Here is a 10,188-nt window from a genome sequence, read left to right on the forward strand (position 1 = left end):
CCCCACACCACGCCCACCCAATTAACAGAAAGTCCTAAATTTGCTGCTATGCTACAGATAATCAGAGGGGTAATTACAGTTAAGAGAAGACCCTGAATCCCTAGACGCAATTGTACGGGATGGTTATCGCCGCCGCCTCTCGTTTCCACATACCAGCGCACTGCTTGGGGAAAATAAAACACCCAGTACAACAGCAAAAGATAATCAAAGGGATTCCATAAAGATAAATCGCGTCTGAGTTTAGGGGCGAGATTAATGGTGGGGACGGTGCTTTCCTTCATAATTTTTATCTCTGGCTATTTACCCGGTGATGGTTTATTAAGTAGGTAGGTGTTAACTGTCAAACACCCCCCTTATCAAGGGGGGATTAAGGGGGGATCAAACCCCCTCAAGGTAGAGTTGATTCATGAATCAACCCTACTATGAATCAACCCTAGGGGGCAAGGGGATCAAAGACAAAATCTATCTTCTATTTAATCAGAACCACTTAATTATCGGAACTAAAAAGGCTTATATATATTTCGGCACGGATTCCAATTATACTAAAAAGTATAGGTCAAATTGAGGGATTTTGTCAAGTCTTTTTTGCCATTAATCTATATAATTGTCGGGTTGCTTACCAGTCATTGTCCTGAAAAAAATTAGGTTCTTCTATTCGTGTTATGCAAGGGAGGGGGTTATAAGGAATGAAACCCCGATAGAGACAGACATTGCTGCGATTTTTGTCAATTGTTTTCGCTCTAGAACGAACTAATCAATTAAGTCTCTTGCCAGATAAGTATTTAGTCAATTTATGCCCCCATATCGAACCATACCAAGTAACGAAGAACCTTCTTTTTCCTCTTCTTCAATCGCCGATTTCGGGACAATGACGACGTTAACCGATTCTTCTACTTCGTTGAATAGTTCTAAAACATATCCTTCCTCACCCCCCTTCGGATGGGGAACTATATCGACAAGAATCGCCCAATCACCCTGCTTAAGATTGTATTCGGGAACGTCGCGGGCTAGGGTCACTTCTTCGTATAGTTGCGCCATGGTTTATTTTTCCTTTCGGGGTTTGAGGGTGATAAATTGAAATTGATGATCGAGGTTTCGTTTTAGCCAAATCGTGACGACGGATAGGCGAACTTGATTACTGCCGATTAATTCGCCCTCGACTCGATCGAAGGTTCCCTATTCGATTCACCGATCAAGTGTATTAATTGATATTGTTTCAAGGTTTTTTTGGGGTTGTAATTGCAGAAAGTTTTTTTTTAAATAGTCCGGACTAAAAAGGCTTATATATATTTCGGCACGGATTCCCATTATAATAAAAAGTATAGGTCAAATCGAGGGATTTTGTCAAGTCTTTTTTGCCATTAATCTATATAATTGTCGGGTTGCTTACCGGTCATTGTCCTGAAAAAAATTATGCCCTGGTTTGTCAAACAGTCCTAAGTAGGTGGGTGGAATTAAATATAAGATGAACGTAGGTTGGGTTGAAGCATGAAACCCAACACCCGCATGGGTTACGCTACCGCTAACCCATCCTACAAATAATTGTGCCTCCCTACTTGTGTGCAGCGTTTAATCAAGTCAGTCCCGATGAAAAAATTTTCACCCCCACAGATGAAAGAGGTTTCTTTCCCTACACCCCACACCCTACACCCTACACCCTCTTTCAAGTCAGGACGGGAGACAAAAACGAGTTATTGGACAGAAAGAGGCGATGGGATGTTATTATTTAAAGCCGATTCCCCGGAAGCAGCCGAATCGATCATCGGGCAGCATCCCCTGGCGAATAGTAGTGGAATAGGCTATTAAAGGAGTGAACCCTGTGCAAATATTCACGACAATCCCCGGTTTACGCACTTTTTTGGCTGATTATCGTCCCGATCGCAGTATTGCCCTCGTGCCAACCATGGGCGCCCTCCATAAAGGTCATGCTAGTCTAATTCGACGCGCAGTGACGGAAGCGGAGGTAACTGTGGTCAGTATTTTTGTTAATCCTCTACAATTTGGACCTACAGAGGATTTTTCTAGCTATCCCCGCACCTTTGAAAGCGATCGCCAACTGTGTGAATCCTTGGGAGTTGCTGCTATTTTTGCTCCCAGTGCGGAAACTTTAGGAATTGGTAATTCTGAGGAGATAACCGCAGTTGTTCCCCCGACTTCTCTGACTAGCGGGTTATGTGGTGCTTTTCGTCCGGGACATTTTCAGGGAGTAGCCACAATTGTCACCAGGTTATTTAATATAATTGCACCGACGATCGCCTATTTTGGCGAAAAGGATGCCCAACAGTTAGCGGTTATCCGGCAATTAGTCAGGGATTTAAATTTAGCGATCGAGATTCGCGCTTGTGCTACAGTGCGAGAAACATCGGGATTAGCATTTAGTTCTCGCAATCAGTATCTATCGGTCACAGAAAGGGAAAAAGCGACAATTATCCCCCAAAGTTTGCAATTAGCTCTCGAAAGTTTTCGTTTAGGGGAAAGACAAAGGGAAAAACTACTAGCTATTGTCCAAAAAAATCTCGACAGAGTAGCAGAATTTCGCCCTCAGTATCTGGATTTAGTCCATCCCCAGAGTTTACAACCGATCGAGCAGATCGAGACAGAGGGCTTATTAGCGATCGCTGGATCGGTCGGCCAAACCCGTTTAATTGATAATATTATTTTGCGTCAACGTCGGGCAGTTATCGCTATTGATGGGCCTGCTGGAGCGGGAAAATCGACGGTAACGCGCTTAGTAGCGGAAAAATTGGGGTTAACCTATCTCGACACCGGTGCGATGTATCGCGCGGTGACATGGTTAGTGGTGAATTCCGGTCTGGATTTGTCCGCAGAAGCGGCCATCGCCGAGTTATTATCTTTAGCGAAGATAGAAATAATCCCCGCCGATAGTCCCGAAAATGTCACTATAGTGAAGATTAACGGGCAGGATGTGACTTTAGAGATTCGCTCTCCCGCAATTACCTCGCAAGTGTCCAGAATTGCCGCTCAAAAAGCGGTGAGAGAGCAGTTAGTCACCCTGCAAAGACAGCTGGGAATGTCGGGGGGAATAGTTGTGGAAGGTCGAGATATTGGTACTAATGTTTTCCCAGAAGCGGAATTAAAGATTTTCTTGACAGCGACACCCGAAGAAAGAGCCAGAAGGAGATTAAAAGACTTAGAAGCGCAGGGAAATGGGGGGATTAGTCTCGCAGAATTAATCCAAGAGATTGAAAAAAGGGATTATTTGGATAGTAATCGCTCCCTAGCACCCCTGCGAAAAGCCGCAGATGCGATCGAAGTTAATACCGATCATCTCAGTATTACAGAAGTCACGGAAAAAATCATTGCTCTTTATCATCAAGGAGAAGAAAATCAATGGAGAAGCCTCTAGTTTTTTTAGATACTGATGTTTTGATTTCTTATCTACGAGGAGATCTTGCCAGTGTGCATTTATTTGATCGAGAAATACTCGATCGCGTTTGTCTTGCTATTAATGCGATCGTTTTACAAGAGTTATTATTTTTGGCAGAAGTTCGTAATCATCCTGAAATAGTCGATCGGATTCAAGAAAAGGTGACTATCTTGGATTTTGATTTAGTAAAACTTGATCAATATTGGCAAAATGCTAGAGATATTCGCAATATTTTGGTACACTCGAATGATGTTTTAATTTTAAGTAGTGCCGCTAATTGTGATTATTTAGTTACCTATGATCAAAAACTTAAAAAAGCCTCTAGTTATCTATATAACTCTAAACCGATGGTAGTAACACCTGAAGAATTATTAGCTCAACTTGAAAGTAAAGTTTAGTGTAAAGGTTGACAAAATTGAAAATCTATTTAGATACAGGTGTTTTTATTGATTACCTGAGTCCCTTGATCTTGGGAGGAATAAATTTACGTCCTACAAATCGCCGTGGTCGCACTCCTGCTCAACTATCTCAAGATGCCGAAAGTGTACTTAAAAAAATCGCTTCTTCACACTTAGCAGCAACATCCAGTCTGACCTACTATGAAGTCGAAGAAGCACTATTTAAGCAATTTACTTCTGTGACTATAGGGATGGAAAATGCTAGTAACTTTAGGGTTTTAGCTGCTCGTTCAATTGTAGTGCAAACTTTTAATGTAGTGAGGTTTTTCGGAATCACTGCTCTCGATCTTACTTCTACAATCGTAGAATTACAATTAAATTGTTTGGAACTACAAATGAGAGGTATTAGAGCTGCTGATGCGCTCCATGTAGCGACGGCTATTCACTTTAACGCAGAAGTATTTATTTCAGTAGATGAAGATTTGCTGAAACTCAATACATTAATTACTAATAATCAAGGAAATGCTATTAATTTTTGTGATACTGATACGGCTTTGTTACTTATATAATTTTATCAAGTTTGTTTGGGTTCCCTAATGTAAATTCTAGGTGATAATCATCACAAAAACTTATGCTTATAAATTCCCTTACTATCAAATCTATCTGTTTAACGGTAACTTCCTTGATAATTCTTGGCAGTCCAGCTATATCTTTAGCCGATCACAGATCACCAATAACTTTAGCTTCTCGGTATTTATCAAACCAGCAACAGGGAAAAAAAATTATTCTTAATGGTCGTTCTTTGCCCGTTTCTTGGCGACAGTGGACAGCAGCAAATAGTACCAGAATTGCCATGAGTGACACGGGAGCAAGACAATTATTTGGCATGGATTTTCTGAGCACAAATGATCCAAAAAAGCAACCGATAAGCTGGTTTAATTTAGAAACTTTATCAGCTAATTTAATTGATTCTGATCGCTGGCTAGACGTTACAGATATTTTACTAACAATGGGGGCAACAACCACTATTAATGGCGATAGTTTAACTATTAACTTTCCTGCTCCCCAGATGCAAGATATTCAGCTAGAAAATTATGGAGCAGTACAAAGGATTATTATTCAACTCGATCGCCCGACCTTTTGGCAAGTTAGTCAGGCAAAAAATCAAGCAGTGATTACCCTAGAAGGAAATGCCCAGCAATCCCTTATCTCTAGGTTTCAACCCCAAACTATCAGCAACAGTAATCAAAATAACGATGAAGATGATCTAGGTAACTCCAATAATAACTTACCTACTCAGATCACTTCCTTAGAAAATAATGGGGTGATCAGTCGTTTAAAAGTTAACCTTCCCACTGCCTACGGATTACAGATCAGCAGTGTGGATAATCCTCCCCGAATTATCATTGATTCTCGTCCCGATGCTATGGATGAAAAGCGCATTGTTTGGCAACAAGGGTTAATCTGGAATCAAAAATATATCCAGTTAGATCAAGATTGGTTTCCCGTGACTTGGTTAGAAATCGATCCCAGAAATCCTCAGATAACTATTAAACCAATCACCGCTAATTCCACCTCAATGCGCGGCACTAATCCCCTGATCACGATTAATAGCGAAAGTAACGCAGTAGCGATGATTAATGGCGGCTTTTTTAATCGTAATAATCAGTTACCTTTGGGGGCAATTCGTGTGGATGGCAAATGGTTATCCGGACCAATTTTAAACCGAGGAGCGATCGCATGGGATAATCGTGGTAAAATCAGGATCGATCGCCTGAGTTTAGAGGAAACCCTGATTACTGCCACCGGACAACGTTTTCCCCTAACCCAGTTAAATAGTGCTTTCCTGACAGCCGGCTGCAGTCGTTATACTCGCGATTGGGGGAGTAATTATCATCCCCTCACCGAGCGGGAAACCGGGTTAGTCGTGCAAGGCGATCGCGTGACGGAGAAATTAAATAATCTTTTGCCACAGGATAGTATAGACATACCGGAAAATGGCTATTTAGTCATCTGCCGAAAGACAGATATTAATTTAAAGATTGGTGAGACAGTCAACCTCGATAGCGTCACCCTACCGAGAGATTTTGCTAATTATCCCCAGATTTTAGGTGCTGGCCCCCTATTATTGCAGAATGGACGCATAGTTTTAGATGGAAATGCCGAAAAATTTAGTCCTGCATTCCAAAATCAACAAGCTTCCCGCAGTGCGATCGCAGTTAGCCAAGAAGGAAAAATTTTGCTAGTTGCTATCCATAATCGCGTCGGGGGAAGGGGGGCAACTTTAGGCGAATTAGCCCGAATTTTGCTGTTAATGGCGGCAAAGGACGGTTTAAACCTAGATGGGGGTAGTTCCACCGGGATAGCCTTGGCGGGTTATCTGCTCGATCGCTCTGCCGTTACCGCCGCAAAAGTCCATAATGGAATAGGAATATTTTTATCACCGTCTCCTTGAAGGGGGTGAAAACAATGGATAATAGCGACTGGATTAAACAATTGCTGCTGATGGGTATTGGCACCACTTCCATGGTGGCAGAGAAGATCAAAGAAGTGAGCGATGAATTAGTAAAAGACGGTAAAATCAATTCCGATCAGGCTAAAAACTTTGTCGATGATCTGATGACACAGATGAAGTCTGAACAAGGGAGCTTCGAGAATAACTTAGAACGCTATATCCGCAATATCTTGCAGGATTTAGGGGTTCCCCGACAATCGGAAATGGATGAACTGCGGGGAAGGATTGATAGATTAGAACGGCAGGTGAGAGACTTAGAGAATAAACTCTGGCGTTAGGGAACTATGAAATCAATGCGCGAAATCTTGCTCAGTTTTGCTATTATTGCGGTTTGTGGCTTATTTTTAATCGCTGCTTCCCTCTTTGGTGGAGGGGAAAAAACCAATGCGATCGCCGCAGAAATCGCTCCACCCCCTATCACTCAAACTATTAATAAGGAAATCATCTCCATGGATTTAGATCAAGCAGTCACCACCGATTCGGGACTAAAATACATAGATATCGTGGAAGGAACTGGAGAAACTCCCCAAAAAGGTCAAAAAGTGACTGTTCACTACACGGGAACCCTCACAGACGGCAAAAAATTCGATAGTTCCAAGGATCGCAATCAACCTTTTACCTTTACCATTGGAGTTGGTCAAGTGATCAAAGGATGGGATGAAGGAGTCGCATCGATGAAAGTCGGTGGGCAGCGTACCTTAATTATCCCCCCAGAATTGGGTTATGGTGCGCGGGGTGCCGGTGGGGTGATTCCTGCCAACGCGACTTTACTTTTCGATGTGGAATTGTTGGGAGTTAAATAGGTTTTTCCTCTGATTTTTCACCTCTACCCGCATCGATCCCGAATGCGGGTTTTTTGACAAATTGCCGAAAGCTAAGGGCCAAATCAGGAAGATTTAGTAAATTCTAGACCGTTTTCGCTACCGTAACGCTCCATAAAACGCATAAAACGATCCCACTCTGCGGGAGAATTGAAAATAACCGTAGCTTCGATCGCCATGGGTTTACCGTTGATAAATTTGCCTTTTACTTCCCTGGTGACGATTTCCCCTTCCTCATCGATGAGATACATCCCCGTGATTTCCTCGGTTTGTTGATCTCCTAGTATAGTCGGTTGCTCAAAATAAAATTTTGCCGATCCCTTCTCCCCCGTTTTAGTGCGACTTAAGCGGATATCGGGAACAACAGGTTCTTTTAACCCCTTGGAAAACTGAATTTCTGCCATTACTTTTCTTTATCCTTGTCATGAAATACACATTTCTAGATCATCTCACACCAAGTCGCAAGTAAAAAGCAGATGGGACAGCATAAGCTCAAAATATCAATACCAATATCATTTTTCCTTATTCGTAGCAGGCCTATCCATTAGTCATACTAAATCCTATTTAAAAGGTATAGGAGAGTGGAGAGTGGGGAGTGGGGAGTGGGGAGCAGGGAAAAAAAATCCCTAACTTGGGAGTTAATCACACTATTAAAAACGGATTCGGTGTCACATCTTTCTTAACATGAAATTTGACAAAAAGACAAAAGTGTGCAATGTGGCTCAAGTTGGTTTTCTGGGGTAACTAATTTGATGGCATAGTTCCGGGGTTGTAGTCGGTCGTTAATTTCCATGCCCTCTATAGTACATCCCCTGTCGGGGTTCTGTCCCTTCTTATACTAAATTCGGTTATTAAAAACTGATTATTTATTCTCCGTTTTGCCTCTTGCATGAGTGCCTCTCCTGATATAAGTAGTCGTGCAAAATTAATTTCCTAGTTGAGACAGGAGACTCCGAGACAGGAGACTCCGAGACGGGAGACGGGATACAGCTATTAGGGATCGGATTTGAGTTTTCAGTTCTCTGTTTGCTCACATCAGCAGAAGTCTGACGGAGTAGTGGCTTAGATGTGTAATTAATTGTGCTTAGATACTTACCAGATGAAAATGGGTAAAACCCTACACCCCACACCCTGTCCCCACGAAAAACTTTTTCAGCAGACCCTAATTACGCGTGTTTTAGCTTACTTGTGTCCTTAAATACTTCTTTTACTGCGTCAAATCACACAAGTCTTTATATGAAGGCTGTATGATCGTATTTAGGGTAAATTACGTTGCCATTGCTTCCCGCTTCTGATCTAGACTGTGTTGAGATTTGTCAAAGCTAATTGCAAAAGTAATCTTTTACATCCAATGGTTTTTAAGTCTGTTAGCACACTATGTCTATCGTAAGTAAACAAGAACCTAAGCTGGAAACGCTTACCCTATTTCAAAAACGCCCAAAAACGGCGTTCTAGGGGAAATTTTGGGTTGTGAGCATAATTAACCATCTCTGCCATTACTTTTGAAAAATTTGACTTGGGCAAATTATCAATAGATATGCAGTCTATTAGTAGTTATCTTAACAGTGAGATACGAAGTTTCTGGTTTTAGAGAACGACGCAACGGCGGAACGTCGGAATATTATCTGATCGTCCAGAGATGATGACAAATACCGCCATACTGCATCCTCATGATAAACGCTATAATCTGAAAGTTGTTGCCAGTTGCTCATCATGAAAAAACTGACTTATTCATTGCTCCCCCTGGGGATTACTGTTGGACTTTGCCTAAACATTGCCCCTGCTTCCGCTACTTTGCTGGTACGAAATGTCATTCCCAACGCCGCCCTTTCTATTGACGGCTTTGGAAGTAAATCTAATAGTGGATTTATTCAAGCCAATATACCCACAGGTTCTACTATTCAGAGGGCTTATCTCTATGCCGCCTCTATCTGGGATATGAGTCAAGTTTACGACGTAATTTTTCATGGGACGACACTTCCCGTGAGTTCAGCAACTATTCTTAGTCCCAATCAAAACCTAGCCACCACCGCCCGTTGGGATGTCACCAGTATCATCGCTTCCTCTTCATCCCCTACAGGAATATTTCCAACAGACTTTAGTATCGTTGAGGATGGCGATAACGATGGTGAAGTTCTCGTCGTTGCCTACAGCAATCCTTCTACCCAAGGTCTTACCTCGGTTATTTTGGACGGGGAACTGAATCCCAAGGGAGACACGGTTAAGTTCGATTTTCCCGCTCCTTACGCTGGGGGAGCTTTTCTGGTTTCCCTCGCCTCTAGTTATAGCCGTCAACCGAGTGGGCAAGCCACTGAGATTGACGTAACCACTAATTCGACCAATAATCGACGATTAACCAGTAGCGCAGGAGGACAGGATGATGGCGAAGCAGACAACGGAGCGTTAATAACTGTTGGGGGGATAGGTGACAGTCCTGATAACCCCGATCCCTGCGCTCTTCCTTCGCAGGGACCGCGAATCGATGATGAATACTATAACCTCGCTCTCGGCAATAGTAGTAGTTCCTCTTCGTGCAGTGCTGCTAGCACCATTCCCTTTATCTTACCTGGAAATACTTTCGTTGAATTCAAAACAGTGAACCCCAGTGACGATGATAACGTTTTCGGAATGTTTATCACCAGTAAATTTGGGACCAGTCCTAGTCCTGTCCCCGAACCATCGATGACACTGGGTATTTTCGGTATCGGTGGCATCGGTATCTTACTATCTCGCCTTGGTAAAAAATCCTAAGCTGCCCGCGAATTTAAATTGCTTGTGGAGATGAGGCAAGAGTGCCTCTTGCCTCCTACTCCCCTCTCCCTTTCTGGGAGAGGGGTTGGGGGTGAGGGCAATTAACCATCTCTGCTATTACTTTTGAAAAATGGTATAAATCACCCCTTCAGGACTCTCGGAGTGCAATCAGTGGCAAAATCAAGGCTTTGACATCCTCGCCGCCCTAAAAGTGCGGCGATTCCTAAACCTCACGATTTAAGTTTCTGCTTCCACCACCGTCGCATACCACAGTTAAAAAACCATGTACTGTCTTACACAGAGTCCACAGACTTT

The 10,188-nt window shown here is 42.6% G+C and carries 10 protein-coding genes and 2 pseudogenes; 9 read left to right on the top strand and 3 right to left on the bottom strand.

The genetic code is table 11. The features are described 5' to 3' along the window. Window positions 1–281, bottom strand: a pseudogene (locus tag IQ242_RS08370) (hypothetical protein); the annotation flags it as partial. A 359-nt stretch (window positions 282–640) separates the two neighbouring features. On the opposite strand from IQ242_RS08370, the pseudogene IQ242_RS27060 reads away from it, so the two are divergent. Further along, window positions 641–872: pseudogene (locus tag IQ242_RS27060) on the top strand (hypothetical protein). Here IQ242_RS27060 and IQ242_RS08375 read toward each other — a convergent pair. Then, complete coding sequence (locus tag IQ242_RS08375) at window positions 787–1,038, bottom strand: DUF4926 domain-containing protein (RefSeq protein WP_193959649.1); 252 nt, start codon at window positions 1,036–1,038, stop codon at window positions 787–789. The pseudogene IQ242_RS27060 and the gene IQ242_RS08375 overlap by 86 nt on opposite strands. A gap of 549 nt (window positions 1,039–1,587) precedes the next feature. Between IQ242_RS08375 and IQ242_RS08380 the strand changes: the two genes are divergently transcribed. The 7 genes from IQ242_RS08380 (at window position 1,588) to IQ242_RS08410 (ending at window position 7,104) form a co-directional block, all read left to right on the top strand. Beyond that, entirely contained in the window at window positions 1,588–1,806 is a 219-nt protein-coding gene (locus IQ242_RS08380; RefSeq protein ID WP_002737142.1) for a hypothetical protein, read from the top strand. A gap of 13 nt (window positions 1,807–1,819) precedes the next feature. Next, complete coding sequence (locus IQ242_RS08385) at window positions 1,820–3,367, top strand: bifunctional pantoate--beta-alanine ligase/(d)CMP kinase (RefSeq protein WP_193959650.1); 1,548 nt, start codon at window positions 1,820–1,822, stop codon at window positions 3,365–3,367. Beyond that, window positions 3,352–3,786 (top strand): PIN domain-containing protein, encoded by a 435-nt coding sequence (locus IQ242_RS08390; RefSeq protein WP_002773869.1) that lies wholly within the window; start codon window positions 3,352–3,354, stop codon window positions 3,784–3,786. Before IQ242_RS08385 ends, IQ242_RS08390 begins: the two co-directional genes overlap by 16 nt. Before the next feature lie 17 nt (window positions 3,787–3,803). After that, window positions 3,804–4,355 (top strand): PIN domain-containing protein, encoded by a 552-nt coding sequence (locus IQ242_RS08395; RefSeq protein ID WP_002796199.1) that lies wholly within the window; start codon window positions 3,804–3,806, stop codon window positions 4,353–4,355. A 62-nt stretch (window positions 4,356–4,417) separates the two neighbouring features. Further along, window positions 4,418–6,241 carry a phosphodiester glycosidase family protein gene (locus IQ242_RS08400; protein WP_193959651.1) on the top strand — a complete coding sequence of 608 codons (1,824 nt, stop codon included), beginning with the start codon at window positions 4,418–4,420 and terminating at the stop codon, window positions 6,239–6,241. A gap of 14 nt (window positions 6,242–6,255) precedes the next feature. Continuing rightward, on the top strand, window positions 6,256–6,579 hold the full coding sequence (locus tag IQ242_RS08405; protein ID WP_002758682.1) for a phasin family protein: 324 nt from the start codon (window positions 6,256–6,258) through the stop codon (window positions 6,577–6,579). A gap of 6 nt (window positions 6,580–6,585) precedes the next feature. Continuing rightward, on the top strand, window positions 6,586–7,104 hold the full coding sequence (locus tag IQ242_RS08410; protein WP_193959652.1) for an FKBP-type peptidyl-prolyl cis-trans isomerase: 519 nt from the start codon (window positions 6,586–6,588) through the stop codon (window positions 7,102–7,104). Between the two features lie 83 nt (window positions 7,105–7,187). On the opposite strand, the gene psb28 is transcribed toward IQ242_RS08410, so the two are convergent. Further along, a complete protein-coding gene (psb28, locus tag IQ242_RS08415; protein ID WP_147069641.1) occupies window positions 7,188–7,526 on the bottom strand; it encodes a photosystem II reaction center protein Psb28 in 339 nt (112 codons plus the stop codon). 1,309 nt (window positions 7,527–8,835) lie between these two features. Between psb28 and IQ242_RS08420 the strand changes: the two genes are divergently transcribed. Continuing rightward, on the top strand, window positions 8,836–9,873 hold the full coding sequence (locus IQ242_RS08420; protein WP_193959653.1) for a PEP-CTERM sorting domain-containing protein: 1,038 nt from the start codon (window positions 8,836–8,838) through the stop codon (window positions 9,871–9,873). Window positions 9,874–10,188 lie beyond the last annotated feature (315 nt).

Source organism: Microcystis sp. LEGE 08355 (genome assembly GCF_015207185.1).
Lineage (GTDB): Bacteria > Cyanobacteriota > Cyanobacteriia > Cyanobacteriales > Microcystaceae > Microcystis > Microcystis panniformis.

Excerpts from the sequence above, each read along its gene's own strand:
- IQ242_RS08375 (WP_193959649.1), bottom strand. The coding sequence starts at position 1,038 with ATGGCGCAACTATACGAAGAAGTGACCCTAGCCCGCGACGTTCCCGAA.
- IQ242_RS08405 (WP_002758682.1), top strand. The coding sequence starts at position 6,256 with ATGGATAATAGCGACTGGATTAAACAATTGCTGCTGATGGGTATTGGC.
- IQ242_RS08380 (WP_002737142.1), top strand. The coding sequence starts at position 1,588 with ATGAAAAAATTTTCACCCCCACAGATGAAAGAGGTTTCTTTCCCTACA.
- IQ242_RS08410 (WP_193959652.1), top strand. The coding sequence starts at position 6,586 with ATGAAATCAATGCGCGAAATCTTGCTCAGTTTTGCTATTATTGCGGTT.
- IQ242_RS08400 (WP_193959651.1), top strand. The coding sequence starts at position 4,418 with ATGCTTATAAATTCCCTTACTATCAAATCTATCTGTTTAACGGTAACT.
- psb28 (WP_147069641.1), bottom strand. The coding sequence starts at position 7,526 with ATGGCAGAAATTCAGTTTTCCAAGGGGTTAAAAGAACCTGTTGTTCCC.
- IQ242_RS08390 (WP_002773869.1), top strand. The coding sequence starts at position 3,352 with ATGGAGAAGCCTCTAGTTTTTTTAGATACTGATGTTTTGATTTCTTAT.
- IQ242_RS08420 (WP_193959653.1), top strand. The coding sequence starts at position 8,836 with ATGAAAAAACTGACTTATTCATTGCTCCCCCTGGGGATTACTGTTGGA.